This window comes from Brevundimonas sp., assembly GCF_031082345.1.
In the GTDB taxonomy this organism is placed as follows: Bacteria; Pseudomonadota; Alphaproteobacteria; order Caulobacterales; family Caulobacteraceae; genus Brevundimonas.
Genome location: NZ_JAVHLH010000044.1, coordinates 1 through 14,275, shown reverse-complemented (window position 1 = coordinate 14,275; position 14,275 = coordinate 1). Strand labels below are relative to the sequence as shown.

Genomic DNA, 14,275 nt, shown 5'->3' with positions numbered 1-14,275 from the left:
TCCAGGACATTTCGGAGACGTGGACCAGGCCTTCAACGCCGGCTTCCAGCTCAACAAACGCGCCGTAGTCGGTGATGTTGGTGATGCGGCCCGACATCTTGGCGCCGACCGGATATTTGGCTTCGACGCCGTCCCACGGATCGGCCTGCAGCTGCTTCATGCCGAGGCTGATGCGCTGGGTGTCCGGGTTGATCTTGACGATCTGGACCTTGACGGTGTCGCCGACGGCGAGGACCTGCGACGGGTGCGAGACGCGCTTCCACGACATGTCGGTGACGTGCAGCAGGCCGTCGATGCCGCCCAGATCCACGAACGCGCCGTAGTCGGTGATGTTCTTGACCACGCCTTCGCGGACTTCGCCCTCTTGCAGCTGGCCGACCAGCTCGGTGCGCTGTTCGGCGCGGGCTTCTTCCAGGATGGCGCGACGCGAGACGACGATGTTGCCGCGCGGACGGTCCATCTTGAGGATGGCGAAGGGCTGTTCCTTGCCCATCAGCGGGGCGACGTCGCGCACCGGGCGGATGTCGACCTGCGAACCCGGCAGGAAGGCCGAGGCGCCGCCGAGGTCGACGGTGAAGCCGCCCTTGACGCGGCCGACGATGGCGCCGTTGACCGGCTGGCCGTCGGCGAAGACCACTTCCAGACGGGTCCAGGCTTCCTCGCGGCGGGCCTTGTCGCGGCTGATGACCGCTTCACCCAGGGCGTTCTCGACCCGCTCCAGATAGACTTCGACGTTGTCGCCGAGCTTCGGAATGACGGCGCCTTCGCCGATGCCGAACTCGCGGGCCGGGATGCGGCCTTCGGTCTTCAGACCGACGTCGATGATCAGGATGTCCTTTTCGATGCCGACGACGCGGCCGTGGACGACCTGGCCTTCGCCGAGGTCGCGGCCCTGAAGGGTCTCGTCGAGCAGGGCGGCGAAGTCGTCACGCGAGGGGGAGAAGCTTTGGGTATCGGTCATATAGCTCTGGGGTTTCTAACGGTTATGGCGCGCGACCGAATGGCCCCGCGCGAGGTGATTGAAGTGTGAAAGGCAGGTCGTCGGGATGCGAGGCGAATGAGCCAGGTCGCCCGCGGAAGCCGAGGATGGGAGCGTTGGATTTGTCCGGTGGTCTCTAGAGACCGTGTCGGACGCGCGCCGCCTCGACGATACGGCGGGCCGCATCGAAGGCGGTCTCTATATCCATATCGGTCGTATCCAGCAAGACGGCGTCTTGCGCCTGCACCATCGGGGCGGCGCCGCGGCCGGCGTCGCGCTCGTCGCGGCGGATAATGTCGGCCAGCATGTCCTCGTAAGGGATGACCTCGCCGCGAGCGGTCAGCTGTTTCCAGCGGCGCATGGCCCGCACCTCGGGCGTGGCGGTGACGTAGAGCTTGGCCTGGGCCTGGGGGGCGATGACGGTGCCGATGTCGCGGCCGTCCAGAACGGCGCCGCCGGGCCGGGTCGCGAAGGCCTTCTGGAACGCCAGCAGCGCCGCCCGCACGCCGGGATAGCCGGCCACGCGGCTGGCGGCCTCGCCGGCGCCCCGGTCGGTCAGGCGTTCGAGGTCGGTCAGATGGCCGGCGTCCAGCGCCCGGGCCACGGTCTCGGCCGCCTCGCGGTCATCGAGCGAGCCGCCGCGGTCGAGCACGCCCAGCCCCACGGCGCGGTACAGCAGGCCGGTGTCGAGATGCGGCAGGCCGTAGGCGCGCGCCAGCCGGGCGGCGATGGTGCCCTTGCCCGAGGCGGCGGGTCCGTCGACGGCGATGATCAGGGCCTGGCTCATTCGGAGGCGATATCCGCGCCGAGGCCGCGCATCAACTCGACAAAGCCCGGGAAGCTGGTGGCGATCATGGCGGGCTCGTCGACGGTGACGGGTTCGGCCGCCGCCAGACCCAGCACCAGATGGCTCATGGCGATGCGGTGGTCGCCGTGGGTGGTCACGGTCGCGCCGCCGCGGACGGGGCCGCCGGCGACGGTGAAGCCCTCGGGCTCTTCCTCGACGGCGACGCCGCAGGCCTGGAGGCCGGCGGCCATCAGGGCGATGCGGTCGCTTTCCTTGACCCGCATCTCGCCGACGCCGCGCATCACCGTGGCGCCGTCGGCGAAGGCGGCCACAGCCGCGAGGATCGGATACTCGTCGATCATCGCGGCGGCGCGGTCCGGGGGGACGACGACGCCGTGGAGCTTCGAATGGCGGGCGGTCACGTCGCCGACCTCCTCGCCGCCGGCGGTGCGGCGGTTCGTGACGGTCAGGTCGGCGCCCATCTCGCGCCAGGTCTCGAACAGGCCGGTGCGCAGCGGGTTGAGCATGACGCCCTCGACGGTGACCTGCGAGCCCGGGACGATCAGGGCGGCGGCGAGGGGGAAGGCGGCCGAGGACGGGTCGCCGGGGACGGAGACGGCGGTTCCGGTCAGGGTCTGGCCGCCCTTCAGGGTGATGCGCCAGCCCTCGCCGGCCGGCAGCACGCCGACCTCGGCGCCGAAGGCCCGCAGCATCCGTTCGGTGTGATCGCGGCTGGGGACCGGCTCGGTCACGGAGGTGACGCCGTTGGCATTCAACCCGGCCAGCAGGATGGCGGATTTGATCTGGGCCGAGGCGACGGTCTGGACATGGTCGATGGCCGACAGGGCGCCGCCGGAGAGTTTCAGGGGCAGGCGGTCTTCCTCGCCGGGCCAATCGAACTTCGCGCCCATGTCGGCCAGCGGGCCCGTGACCCGCTTCATGGGCCGTTTGCGCAGGCTGGCGTCGCCGTCGAAGGTCACGGCGATCGGATAGCCGGCCGCGGCGCCCAGCAGCAGGCGCACGCCGGTGCCGGCGTTGCCGCAGTCGATGACGCCCTCGGGCTGTCTGAAGCCGCTGTGGCCGACGACCCGCCAGCGGCCCTCGCCGAGCCGTTCGACCTCGGCGCCGAAGGCTTCGACCGCCCGGGCAGTGGCGAGGACGTCGTCGCCCTCCAGCAGGCCGTCGATTTCGGTGACGCCGGTCGCCATCGCCCCGAGGATCAGGGCGCGGTGCGACATCGACTTGTCGCCGGGCGCGCGCACCACGCCGGACAGCGCGGAGGCGCTTCGGGCAGTCAGGGTGGAGGGGATCGGCACCCGGCGGTCTCCGGAAAGGTCAGGCGGCGCGGGCGGCGCGAGAGATGGCTTTTGACAGCGGCCCCCCATGGTGGCAAGGGACGCGCCCGATTTCCCACTCCCGCCAAAGGTCTTACACCGTGGCCAATCCCGAACTGGGCCAGAAGCAGGTCTGCCCGAACTGCCAGGCCAAATTCTACGACCTGGGCCGCCGCCCGGCCCACTGCCCCAAATGCGAGACTGATTTCGACCCCGAGGAGGCGCTGAAGCTGCGCAACCGTCGCGGCCGTCCGGCCGGCTACGCCGCCGACGAGACGCCCGAAGAGGATGCCGAGGATCAGGTCGACAAGAAGAAGGCCGCCGCCGACGACGACGACGACGAGGAAGAAGCCGTCGCCACGCCGGAGATCGATCAGGAAGGCCACGAGCCGATCCTGACGCCGGACGACGATGACGACGACACCGCGGCGGATCCGACCGAAGAGGCCGGCATGGGCGAGGCGAGCGAGGACGACGACGACGTCCTGGCCGACGACGATGACGACGACTCGGTGCCCTTCATCGAGGACGAGGACGACGACTCCTTCGGCGAGGAGATCGTCAAGAAGGGCAAGGACGAGGACTAGAAATCCGGTCCTTCGAAAAGGCGAAAATAAATGGCGGAACCGGGCTTGATCGCCGTCAGGCCCTGACATAGGTTCCGCCGCCTCGCCGGGGGCGGTTTTCTCCCGGCGATCCGACCGAAAGGTTCGGGGCTTTAGCTCAGTTGGTAGAGCGCTTGCATGGCATGCAAGAGGTCAGCGGTTCGACTCCGCTAAGCTCCACCATCGAAGGCCCTGCGGGACACCGCGGGGCCTTCGTCCTTTCCGGCCCCCTCCGTTGATCTGCGACGGCGAAATCCCCATCTGATTTGCAGCAGCCGGCGCCTCGCCGATTCCGGGAGGCGCAGACGGCCGCAGGCCTGCTTCGGGGGCGAGACGATGACGACGCGCACCATCCTGTTCGACAGCCCGTTCCTGCTCGGGTTCGACCACACCCGGGCCCTGATCGACCGCGCGGCGCGGGCGGCGGCGGACAGCTACCCTCCCTATAACGTCGAGCAGCTGGGCGAGCATTCGGTGCGCATCAGCCTGGCCGTCGCGGGGTTCGGCCCCGACGACCTGACGGTCACCCTCGAGGGCCGCCAGCTGACCATCGCCGGCAAGCGCGAGGAGACGGGCAAGGCGGAGCCGCAGGCCTTTCTGCATCGCGGCATCGCCGGTCGAGGCTTCGTGCGCAGCTTCGTGCTCGCCGACGGGCTGGAGGTCGACCAGGCGCGGCTGGAGCACGGCCTGTTGCATGTCGAGCTGAGCCGGCCCGAAGGCCTGCCGGCCACCCGGCGCATACCCATCACGACGGGCTGATTTCAGCCGTCGTTTCGCGGCCGCCGCTTGCGGGGCCGAACCCCACGCCCTCAAGGGCGTTAGTTCAGAGTAAGGAGGCGGTCGCCATGACGCCTGTGACGATGACCAAGGAAGACTTCAGGGGCCTGGGCGCTCCGGACCTGGTGTATGTGCGCGAAATCCGCGCCGCCGACGTGCTGGCCGATACGCCCCTGCCCGAGGCCAAGGGTCTGACGATCGATCCCGAGGCCGTGCTCTACGCCGTGCACGGGGCCGACGGCGAGCGTCTGGCCGTCATGATGGATCGCGAAACCGCCTTCGCCGCCGCCGTGGCGCACGAACTGGAGCCTGTTTCGGTGCACTGATCGAAGGGCGCTGCCGCGCGAGGCCTTTTCAGGCCGCCGTAGCGGGGGCCTGATCCCGGACGAACAGGGCGCGGATGGCGTCGACGGTTCGGGCCTGGCGCAGCTGTTCGCGCATTTCAGGCGAACGCAGGGCGCGCGACACGGCCGCGAGGGCCCGCAGGTGCTCGGCTCCGTCGCGCGGCGGGGCGAACAGGGCGAAGATCAGGTCGACGGGCCGGTCATCGACCGAGCCATAGGCCACCGGCGTATCCAGGCGCACGAACACCGCCGTCACCCGGTCGATGCCTTCGATTCGCGCATGCGGTACGGCCACGCCGGAGCCCAGCCCGGTCGAACCGAGGGCCTCGCGCTCCAGCAGGGCTTCCATGACCCGGGCCTCCGGAAGGCCGAGCGCCTGGGCGGCGGCGTCGGCGACGGTATGAAGCGCCTGGCGCTTCGACGATGCACCGCTGCGCAGGACGACGCCGTCGTCCGCGAGCAATTCCCCGATGTCCATAAGCTTTCCCGACTCTACCCGATCATTCCCGATGGGCGGGCGCCGTGTAGACGACCCGCCTCGTTGTGGGAAGTACTATGACGCGCCACCGTTTACCGAACCGTGTCCGTTGAGCGTTTTCGTGGTTCGCTCCGGATCGATCCAGCCGACGTTGCCGTCAGGCCGACGATAGACGACCGAGAGGCCGCCGTGGGCCGCGTTGCGGAACACCACGACCGGATAGCCGGTCATGTCGAGCTCCAGCACGGCGCGGCCGACGGTGACGGTGCGGATTTCCGCCTCCGTCTCGGCGATGACCATGCCGACGGGCGGGGGCTCGCCGGGCGCGCCGGCCTCCCCGAAGTCGACATCCTCAACGCTGTCGGGGTCGCGCAACACCATGCTGCGGGCGACCTCACGGGCGGCCATCTCGGACCTCTCGGGCGAGAGCCCCTTGGGTCCGGCGTGGTGGTCCTTGAGCCGGCGTTTGTAGCGCCGCACCCGCTTCTCGAGCTTTTCGAGGCTTTCGGTGAAGGCCGTATGAGCGTCGCCGCCCATGCCGGTCGTGAACACCACCTGGCCCGAGGCCAGGCGCACCCAGCAGTCGACCTTGAAGCCGAAACCCTCCTTGGTGACGATCACCTCGGCGTCCTGGGCCCCTCGTTCGAAATATTTGCCGATCCCGTCCTGAAGTTCCTGGGAGATGCGGGAGCCTAGCGCTTCGCCGACATCCACGTGCTTGCCGCTGACCTGGATTTGCATGTCTGTAGAACGCGACCGATGGCGTTTGGTGTCAACGCCGATCACCGAAATGTGGTGAGAAATTCGGCGACGCCGGGACGGGGATTTCGAGGCCGGGCCGGCGACAGGCGAGCGCCAGGGGGAACAGACCCCGGTCAGCCGGTCCGCAGCATCCGCTTGCGCTGGACCGAGGAGGGGATGCGCAGGGCCTCGCGGTATTTCGCCACGGTGCGGCGGGCGATGTCGATGCCGGCCTCGTTGAGGATCTCCACGATCCGGTCGTCGGACAGGACGTCGCCGTCGCGGGCCTCGCCGTCGATCATGGCCTTGATGCGGTGGCGGACGGCCTCGGCCGAATGGGTCGCCCCCCCGTCGGACGACTGGATCGCCGCCGTGAAGAAGAATTTCAGCTCGAAGACGCCGCGCGGGGTCGAGACGTATTTGTTCGAGGTGACCCGCGAGACAGTCGACTCGTGCATGCCGATGGCGTCGGCCACGGTCTTCAGGTTCAGCGGCCGCAGGAATTCGACGCCGAAGGCGAGGAAGGCGTCCTGCTGGCGGACGATCTCGGACGACACCTTGAGGATGGTCTTGGCCCGCTGATCCAGCGACTTGACCAGCCAGCTGGCCTGGGCCGCGCATTCGGCGACAAAGGTCTTTTCCACGTCCGAGCGCGAGCCCGCCGCCACGACCCCGTGATAACGCTTGTCCATGATCAGGCGCGGCAGGGTGTCGGCGTTGAGCTCGACCTTCCAGCCGCCGGCGGGATCGGGGCGGACGTGGACGTCGGGGATGACGGTCTGGGCCGGTTCGCCGCCGAAGCCCGCGCCGGGCCGGGGCGTCAAGGCCTTCAGCTCGGCGATCATCTCGGCCATGTCCTCGCCGTCGACGCCGCAGGCCTTCTTGAGGGCCGACAGATCCCGCCTGGCCAGCAGGTCGAGGTTGTCGAGCAGGCACTGCATGGCCGGGTCGAAGCGGTTGCGGTCGATCAGCTGCAGCTTGAGGCATTCCGGCACCGAGCGGGCCATGATCCCGGTCGGTTCGAAGCCGTGGCAGGTCGCCAGCACGGCCTCGACGCGATCCAGCGAGACGCCCAGACGGTCGGCGATCTCGTCCAGTTCGCCGCGCAGATAGCCGCCCTCGTCGACCGCATCGATCAGGCTGAGGGCGATGGCGTGGTCGGCGGGGCTGAAGCCGGCCTGGGAGGCCTGGGCCTGCAGATGCTCCCACAAGGTGGCGTCGCGGGTGTCGGGCTGTTCGCGGCCCTCGCCGTCGGGCACCCCGCCGCCGGAGCCGGCGCGGGACCAGTCGTTGAGCCCGACCTGGGCCTCGCCTACGCCGACGTCCTCCATCCGGTCCGAGGTGCGTTCGCCGGGGCTGGCGTCGCCGTAGACGTCGTCGGAGCGGGCGTCGAGGGAGCGGTCGGCGTCCTGGACCCGGCCCTCGTCGAAACTCATTTCCGAGGCGTCCTGGCTTTCGGCGGCGGGCGCGTCGGCCTCACCGGCCGGCTCGGCGTCCTCGCGCTGGAGCAGGGGGTTTTTCTCGAGCTCGGCCTCGACGAAGGCGTCCAGCTCGATGTTCGACAGTTGCAGCAGCTTGATCGCCTGCTGCAGCTGGGGCGTGATGACCAGCCCCTGCCCCTGCCGTATCTCCAGCCTTTGTCCGAGCACTGTTCGCAGCCCCCTGCCGGACCGAGTGGCCCGAAACTTGCTGCGGCCACTCTGTGGCCCGAACGGTTAACGGGGTCTAAGCGGGGGCGTTGGGCCGACGCCTGAGACTCCCCCGCTCTGCTAGTCGAGAAGGGGGGCCTCGGTGTCTATGCGTGTGGCAGGCAAGTCCTGCGAGTCGATCAGAATATGCGCCTCGACCATGCCCGGCGGGACCGTCACCGTCACATCACCAGCGACCGTCGAAACAATTACCCGGCCACCCACCGGGCAGAGGCGAAACGAACCTGAGAGCGCGGTCGAAGGATCGTAGTCGGAGAGGTAGCCTTCCCATTTCGTTTCTCCGGCAGTGACCGTGGCCCGAGAGGCTGGGAAATAAAGAAAATAGAACGAAGCGCAGTTCTGCCTAGCTGGCTCATCGACCGCAGCCGAGCCGCCAGCCAACAGAGCAGCCACGATCACGCCGATCATTCTTCGTGCTCCATCTTGCCCAACCGCGCGGGACTTCGCTCGCAGCATGGCAGTGACGGCGCAGCGTCCGCAATGGGTCGCGAGGGACTGTTGATCACCGTCTGAAGATCCGCACCGCTCACAGCCCCTCTCCGTCATCCCTCTCCGTCATCCTCGGGCTTGACCCGAGGATCAGACCGTCCGGTGCTCCGTCGGGCGACGCACGGGCGGGGGTGCGGGGCCGTCACCGCCGCACAGTCCGCCTCTCGCCTCTGATCCTCGGGTCAAGCCCGAGGATGACGGTGGTGAGGCCGGGGGCGAAGCGCCGGCTTTACTCCGGTGCAGGGATCGGCAAGCCTCGGCCCGTTGCGAGAGAGAACGCCCATGCGCCTGATCCTGACCGCCCTGCTCTGTCTGGCCCTGCCCGGCGCCGCGATGGCCCAGGCCACGCCCGCCGAGCAGACCATGATGCAGGTAGTCGAGCGGGAGCACGACCGCCACATCGCCCTGCTGGAGCGGCTGGTGAACCAGAACAGCGGCACGTTGAACCTGCCGGGGGTGCGGGCCACGGGCGAGATGGTCCGGGCCGAGCTGGAGCCGCTGGGGTTCGCCGTGCGCTGGGTCGACATGAGCGAGACGGGGCGCGCGGGGCATCTGGTGGCCACCCATCCGGGGCGGGGCCGCAACGTGCTGCTGATCGGCCATCTGGATACGGTGTTCGAGGTCGAGAGCCCGTTCCAGACCTTCGAGCGCGACGGGAGCCGGGCCGTCGGGCCGGGGATCGGCGACGACAAGGGCGGGGTGGTGGTCATCATCGCGGCGCTGCGCGCCATGCAGGCGGCGGGGACGCTGGACGAGGCCAATGTGACGGTGGTGCTGACCGGCGACGAGGAGCGGGTCGGGTCGCCGGTGGCGATTGCGCGGCGGGACCTGGTCGAGGCGGGGCGGGCGGCGGCCTATGCCCTTGAGTTCGAGAACCTGGCCATCGACGACGGGGCCGAGTTCGGCACGGTGGCGCGGCGCAGCTCGACCAACTGGACGCTGACCGCCACGGGCCGCACCGGCCATTCCAGCGGGGTGTTCAACGACACGCTGGGCTATGGCGCCATCTATGAGACGGCGCGCATCCTCGACGGCTTCCGGCGGGAGCTGCCGGAGCCGAACCTGACCTACAACGTCGGGGTCATCGCCGGCGGCACGCCCGCCGCCATCGACGCCGAGGGTTTCAACGTCACCGCCTCGGGCAAGACAAACATCGTCGCCTCGACCGCCATCGCCCGCGGCGACCTGCGCACCCTGACGCCGGAGCAGGACGCGCGGGTGCGGGCGCGGATGCTGGCCATCGTCGACGACCACCTGCCGCACACCGACGCCGAACTGGCGTTCGCGGACACCGGCTATCCGCCCATGGCCCCGAGCGAGGGCAACCGGGCGCTGCTGGCGCGACTGAACGCCGTCAACCGCGACCTCGGCCTTCCCGAGATGGCGGAGTACGACCCGGCCCGGCGCGGGGCGGCCGACAGCGGCTTCGTCGCCGCGGACGTGGATACGCTGGGCGGACTGGGGATTTCGGGCGGCGGGGCCCACGCCGAGGGCGAATGGGTCGATCTGGACAGTCTGGTGCGCCAGTCGCAGCGGGCGGCGGTGCTGATCACGCGGCTGAGTCTGGAAGGCGCTTAGACGCCGCCGCCCCGGCGGAGGGTCTATGCCGGCCAGGCGGACGGTCGGGCGATCATCAGCCAGAAGATGGCCAGAACCGCCGCGAAGGCCGGGAAGCCGCAGGCGAACCAGATGCGCCAGAGACGGTGATAGGCCGGCGGCAGGGGCGCGCCGGCGTCGGCCGCCTGACGGGCCAGCGCCCTGAGCCTGAGCTGGATCCAGACCACCGGAAGCCAGAACAGCCCCGTCACGGCGTAGAGCCCGAGGCTGGCGAGGATCCAGAACTCGGCCAGGCCATAGCCCGACAGGCTGGCCAGCCAGAGGCCGGTCAGGGGCTGGAGGACGACGGCCGTGGCCGTGAACAGGGTGTCGGCCACGACGACCACCCCGGCGGTATGGGCGATCAGCCGCGCATCGCCGGTCCGGTGCGCCATCAGCATGAAGAAGGCGATGCCGGCCCCAGTCCCCAGCAGAACCGCGGCCCCGATCACATGAACCAGCTTGATCACCAGCAGGAGGGTCATTTCTCCTCCCGCAGGGCCAGGGCGCACAGGGCCAGCAGGGCGGCGGGCAGCGTCTTGACCAATGGCCCCAGGGGATCGAGCCAGAGGTCGGGTCGCCAAAGGGTCGCGCCGGCCAGATAGGCCAGGGTGACCGCGATCATGCCCGCCAGCGCCCAGCCGGACGTCCGCCGCACGAGCACAAGCACGGCCAGGGCGATGTCGACCGCGATCCCCGCCAGGACAAGTCCGCGCGACAGATCAGGCGACAGTCCGGCCTGGGTGAGAACCGCCGTCGCCTGCGCCCGCGACGCCAGGCCGACCAGGCCGGAGACGAGCCAGAACAACGACAGGCCCGTCAGGACCACCGGCGTCAAAAAATAGGTGCGCGCGTGACGGCGGTCCTGCACGGACGAGGGCCGCCGGGCCAGAATGCTGTCAAACGAACGCAGGTCGAGGCCAAGGACGGCGGCGTCGTCGGCCCGACCGTCCACGCCGCCCGCCAGCTGGCCCAGGGCGGTGCTGCGCATCGGGCTTCGCCAGCCCAGCCAGGCGGCCAAGTCGGCGATGTGGGCCGTGAACCGCGCCACGGGCCTCGGCACTTCCAGCAGCGGGACCGGCGCAAACCCCAGCCAGGCGCGGAGTCGAACGAGCAACGTCCCCAGACTCACCGACTCGGCCGAGACCAGATCCAGCGCGACACGCGAGGGCGCCCCGACGGCAAGGCCGCGCACCACCGCCTCGGCGAGGTCTTCCACCGACACCAGCCGGATGGCGGCGTCGGCGTGGACCGCCGGCAGGAATCCCGGAAATCCGGCGAGACCCCGCAGCAGGGCGCTGCCTCCGTGGACGGAGGGGGCGAGCACCAGCCCGGGTCTCAGGATCAGCCAGTCCAGTCCGGTCCGCCCCAGGGCGGCGTCCCCCGCCTGTTTGGTCGTGCTGAAGGCGTCGGCCCCGCGGTCGATGGTCGATGCCGATATCTGGATGAACCGCCGGACGCCTGCGACCTCGCAGGCCTCGGCCAGGCGGGCGAGGCCCCGGACGTGCACGCCGGCCAGGTCGTCACCCGGATTGTCCTGCAAGGCGCCGGCGCAGTTCACCACGGCCGCCATGCCATCCAGGACCGGAAGCCACGCCTCGACGCCCGATGAGGCCATATCCAGCGATCGCCAGGCGACTCCCGGGACCCGTCGGCGCGCCGCCGTAACGTCCCGGCCGACGCCGGTCACCTGGAACCCCTCTTCGAGCAGGCGCGCGACGACATGGCCGCCGATCAGTCCAGACGCGCCGACGACAAGAACCCTCATGCGTCGCCTGCCGTCCCTAGCCGTACATGTCGCCCAGATAGACGCGGCGGACCTCGGGGTCGCGGATCACATCCTCGGCCTTGCCCTCGAACAGCACCGATCCCGCCGAGATGATCGAGGCGTGGTCGATGATCTCGAGCGTCTCGCGGACATTGTGGTCGGTGATCAGGACGCCGATGCCCTCGCCGGCCAGATAGCGGATGACCTGGCGGATGTCGGCGATGGCCAGGGGGTCGATGCCGGCGAAGGGTTCGTCCAGCAGCATGAAGCTGGGCTTGCCGGCCAGGGCGCGGGCGATCTCGCAGCGGCGTCGTTCGCCGCCGGACAGGCCCGAGGCCGGGGCGTGGCGCAGGTGGTCGATGCGCAGCTCTTCCAGCAGACGGGTGGTCTCGTCGGCGATGGCCTGACGGCCGGTGTGGTGCAGCTCGACCACCGCCATGACGTTGTGCTCGACCGTCATGCCGCGGAAGATCGAGGCCTCCTGGGCGAGATAGCCGAGACCCATGCGGGCGCGCTGGTACATCGGCTGGGCGGTGATGTCCTCGCCGTCGAGGAAGATCTTGCCGCTGTCCGGCGGGATCAGGCCGGTGATCATGTAGAAGCAGGTGGTCTTGCCGGCGCCGTTGGGGCCGAGCAGGCCGGCGACCTGGCCGCGCTCGACGTGCAGGGAGACGTCGCGCACGACCTGACGCGGACCGAACGACCGGGCGATGTGTTCGACGCGCAGGCCCGTCGGATGCGGCGCCGCGACAGCCGCCTCTTGCGGGGCCGCGTCATGGACGTTGAGAGCGGAGAGTTCCTTGCGCGCCACAGGTCAGGCCGAGCCGGGGCTCAGTTCCCGCTGCTTTCGGGGTAGAAGACGCCCTGGACGCGGCCGCCGTCGCCGGCGCCGTCCATTTCGGCCGCCCCGGTGCGGGTGTTGTAGGTCAGCCGGCCGCCGGTCATGACATTCTCGCCCTGGGTCAGGATGACGTCGCCGCTCAGCACGATGGTGTCGTTGGCCGGCGTATAGACCGCGCGGTCGCCGCGGATGGTCTGGTCCGGGGTGACGAAATAGACGTTGCCCGAGGCCTCGACCCGGCTGAGGACGCCGTCGGCGATCGTTCCCTCGACCCGGTCGGCCCGGATGCGGTTGTCGCCCTGGGTCAGTTCGGCCCGCCCGCGCAGGGACAGCACGGTGGGCGTGCGCGACACCTCGTCGGCGCCCCACATGATCGGCTGGCCGCCCTGGAAGCTCTGCGTTCCGCCCACGGTGGGCAGGGCTGCGAGGGCCAGGGCGATCGCCGCCGTCGTCAGGGTTCTGGTCATGCTCATCCGTCCGACCTCGCGGCGTTGATGGTTCCGCGCACCTTGTTATCACCCGAGCCGCTGAACACGACCCGTTCGCCCTGTTCATAGATCGCATAGGACGAAGCGGTGACGGTTCCAAGGGGGCCGGAGCCCTGGACGCCCTTGGTTCCGGTTACGACGCCCGTCTCCGTGTTGACCACCGCCTCGGGCGTGACGAGGTCGAAACCGGAGCCGCCGTCCGAAATCCGCACGTTCGGACCGATGGTCACGGTCTTCGCCGCCTCGTCATAGACGCCGCCGTCGGCGGTCAGGGTGGTGACCTTGCGGGCGCCGAGATTGAGCCGCAGGGCCGGGCCGACGAGGCGGAAGCGGCCGGTGTCGGCGTCCCGGACCGCGCGTTCGAAGCCGATGACGAAGCTGCGGCCCTGGGCGTCCTGACCGAGGAAGCGGGATTTCTCGAGCGTGACCTCGCGCGAGGCGCCGGCCTTGCGTTCGACGTCGGAGATGACGCTGCGCAGCACGATCCAGCTGATGGTCCCGCCCGCCAGCACGACGATGGCCACCGGCAGGATGCGGCGCAGAAGCTGCACACGGCGGGAGCGGGCGCGGAAGGCCGCCGCCGTGGCGGCGATGCGGGCCTCGTCCGCCTGGTCGCGCGTGTCGGCGGGTTCGGTCATCAGGTGTGCGCGAAAATGTCCATCTCGTCCCAGCCGGCGAGGTCCAGGGCGGAGCGGGACGGCAGGAAGTCGAAGCATTGGCGGGCCAGTTCGGCGCGGCCCTCGCGCGCCAGCATCTCGTCCAGCCGGGCCTTGACGGCATGCAGGTAGAGGACGTCGGAGGCGGCGTACTCCAGTTGGGCGGGGGTCAGCTCTGGCGCGCCCCAGTCCGAGCTCTGCTGGGCCTTGGACAGGTCGACGCCGGCCAGTTCGCGGACCACGTCCTTGAGCCCGTGGCGGTCGGTGTAGGTGCGGGCCAGCTTCGAGGCGATCTTGGTGCAGTAGACCGGGCGGGTCTCGACCCCGAGGTGGAGCTGGAACATGCCGATGTCGAAACGGCCGAAGTGGAACAGCTTCAGCACCTTCGGGTCGGTCAGCAGGCGCTTGAGGTTCGGGCAGTCGTAGCCGGGGCGGTTCATGCGCACGACATGGGCGTCGCCGTCGCCTGCCGACAGCTGCACCACGCACAGGGGATCGCGCCGGAAGCGCAGGCCCATGGTCTCGGAATCGATCGCGACCTCGGGGCCGAGGTCGAGGCCGTCGGGCAGGTCGCCCTCGTGCAAGAATACGGTCATACGGTCGGTCCCGGCGAAATCTTCCGCCCTCAAGTAGCCTCTCGCCGCGCGAGAGGCGATAGGGCCAAACAGAAACGGCGCCGCATC

Annotated in this window: 17 protein-coding genes and 1 tRNA gene; 5 read left to right on the top strand and 13 right to left on the bottom strand. The window is 69.7% G+C overall.

All coding sequences use genetic code 11. The annotated features are described in order from the left end of the window. From RDU12_RS04735 to aroA, 3 genes are all read right to left on the bottom strand, one after another. A partial coding sequence (locus RDU12_RS04735; protein WP_308684174.1) for a S1 RNA-binding domain-containing protein occupies positions 1 to 961 on the bottom strand: 961 nt, incomplete at its 3' end. Positions 962 to 1,115: 154 nt separating this feature from the next. Then, positions 1,116 to 1,766 carry a (d)CMP kinase gene (cmk, locus tag RDU12_RS04730; RefSeq protein WP_308684173.1) on the bottom strand — a complete coding sequence of 217 codons (651 nt, stop codon included), beginning with the start codon at positions 1,764 to 1,766 and terminating at the stop codon, positions 1,116 to 1,118. Then, the gene (gene aroA, locus RDU12_RS04725) at positions 1,763 to 3,076 is read right to left on the bottom strand and encodes a 3-phosphoshikimate 1-carboxyvinyltransferase (RefSeq protein ID WP_308684175.1); all 1,314 of its coding nucleotides are present in this window, start codon (positions 3,074 to 3,076) and stop codon (positions 1,763 to 1,765) included. Before aroA ends, cmk begins: the two co-directional genes overlap by 4 nt. Before the next feature lie 125 nt (positions 3,077 to 3,201). On the opposite strand from aroA, the gene RDU12_RS04720 reads away from it, so the two are divergent. The 4 genes from RDU12_RS04720 to RDU12_RS04705 all read left to right on the top strand — a co-directional run bounded on the left by RDU12_RS04720 (position 3,202) and on the right by RDU12_RS04705 (position 4,808). After that, on the top strand, positions 3,202 to 3,687 hold the full coding sequence (locus tag RDU12_RS04720; protein WP_300289392.1) for a TIGR02300 family protein: 486 nt from the start codon (positions 3,202 to 3,204) through the stop codon (positions 3,685 to 3,687). Positions 3,688 to 3,812: 125 nt separating this feature from the next. After that, positions 3,813 to 3,888, top strand: a tRNA-Ala gene (locus tag RDU12_RS04715). A gap of 153 nt (positions 3,889 to 4,041) precedes the next feature. Beyond that, positions 4,042 to 4,464, top strand: a complete 423-nt coding sequence (locus RDU12_RS04710; RefSeq protein ID WP_300289393.1) for an Hsp20 family protein — start codon at positions 4,042 to 4,044, stop codon at positions 4,462 to 4,464. A gap of 86 nt (positions 4,465 to 4,550) precedes the next feature. Beyond that, positions 4,551 to 4,808 carry a DUF1150 family protein gene (locus RDU12_RS04705; protein WP_300289395.1) on the top strand — a complete coding sequence of 86 codons (258 nt, stop codon included), beginning with the start codon at positions 4,551 to 4,553 and terminating at the stop codon, positions 4,806 to 4,808. Between the two features lie 28 nt (positions 4,809 to 4,836). On the opposite strand, the gene RDU12_RS04700 is transcribed toward RDU12_RS04705, so the two are convergent. From RDU12_RS04700 to RDU12_RS04685, 4 genes are all read right to left on the bottom strand, one after another. After that, complete coding sequence (locus RDU12_RS04700; RefSeq protein WP_300289396.1) at positions 4,837 to 5,304, bottom strand: PTS sugar transporter subunit IIA; 468 nt, start codon at positions 5,302 to 5,304, stop codon at positions 4,837 to 4,839. A gap of 75 nt (positions 5,305 to 5,379) precedes the next feature. Then, positions 5,380 to 6,045, bottom strand: coding sequence for a ribosome hibernation-promoting factor, HPF/YfiA family (hpf, locus tag RDU12_RS04695; protein ID WP_300289397.1), 666 nt, complete (start codon positions 6,043 to 6,045; stop codon positions 5,380 to 5,382). 134 nt (positions 6,046 to 6,179) lie between these two features. Further along, positions 6,180 to 7,694, bottom strand: coding sequence for an RNA polymerase factor sigma-54 (gene rpoN, locus RDU12_RS04690; protein WP_300289398.1), 1,515 nt, complete (start codon positions 7,692 to 7,694; stop codon positions 6,180 to 6,182). Between the two features lie 120 nt (positions 7,695 to 7,814). Next, on the bottom strand, positions 7,815 to 8,162 hold the full coding sequence (locus RDU12_RS04685) for a hypothetical protein (RefSeq protein ID WP_300289399.1): 348 nt from the start codon (positions 8,160 to 8,162) through the stop codon (positions 7,815 to 7,817). 363 nt (positions 8,163 to 8,525) lie between these two features. Between RDU12_RS04685 and RDU12_RS04680 the strand changes: the two genes are divergently transcribed. Beyond that, complete coding sequence (locus tag RDU12_RS04680; protein WP_300289400.1) at positions 8,526 to 9,821, top strand: M20/M25/M40 family metallo-hydrolase; 1,296 nt, start codon at positions 8,526 to 8,528, stop codon at positions 9,819 to 9,821. Positions 9,822 to 9,844: 23 nt separating this feature from the next. On the opposite strand, the gene RDU12_RS04675 is transcribed toward RDU12_RS04680, so the two are convergent. Genes RDU12_RS04675 through RDU12_RS04650 form a run of 6 tightly spaced genes read right to left on the bottom strand, consistent with a single transcriptional unit; the run spans position 9,845 to position 14,188 of the window. Next, the gene (locus RDU12_RS04675) at positions 9,845 to 10,324 is read right to left on the bottom strand and encodes a DUF2269 domain-containing protein (RefSeq protein WP_300289401.1); all 480 of its coding nucleotides are present in this window, start codon (positions 10,322 to 10,324) and stop codon (positions 9,845 to 9,847) included. Beyond that, positions 10,321 to 11,607, bottom strand: a complete 1,287-nt coding sequence (locus tag RDU12_RS04670) for an SDR family oxidoreductase (RefSeq protein WP_300289402.1) — start codon at positions 11,605 to 11,607, stop codon at positions 10,321 to 10,323. The genes RDU12_RS04675 and RDU12_RS04670 overlap by 4 nt, the downstream gene beginning before the upstream one ends. Positions 11,608 to 11,623: 16 nt before the next feature. Next, the gene (gene lptB / locus RDU12_RS04665) at positions 11,624 to 12,418 is read right to left on the bottom strand and encodes an LPS export ABC transporter ATP-binding protein (RefSeq protein WP_300289403.1); all 795 of its coding nucleotides are present in this window, start codon (positions 12,416 to 12,418) and stop codon (positions 11,624 to 11,626) included. Between the two features lie 20 nt (positions 12,419 to 12,438). Further along, complete coding sequence (locus tag RDU12_RS04660) at positions 12,439 to 12,915, bottom strand: LptA/OstA family protein (RefSeq protein ID WP_300289404.1); 477 nt, start codon at positions 12,913 to 12,915, stop codon at positions 12,439 to 12,441. A gap of 2 nt (positions 12,916 to 12,917) precedes the next feature. Next, the gene (gene lptC / locus RDU12_RS04655; RefSeq protein WP_300289405.1) at positions 12,918 to 13,574 is read right to left on the bottom strand and encodes an LPS export ABC transporter periplasmic protein LptC; all 657 of its coding nucleotides are present in this window, start codon (positions 13,572 to 13,574) and stop codon (positions 12,918 to 12,920) included. Beyond that, complete coding sequence (locus RDU12_RS04650; protein ID WP_300289406.1) at positions 13,574 to 14,188, bottom strand: ribonuclease D; 615 nt, start codon at positions 14,186 to 14,188, stop codon at positions 13,574 to 13,576. The genes lptC and RDU12_RS04650 overlap by 1 nt, the downstream gene beginning before the upstream one ends. Positions 14,189 to 14,275: the final 87 nt, after the last annotated feature.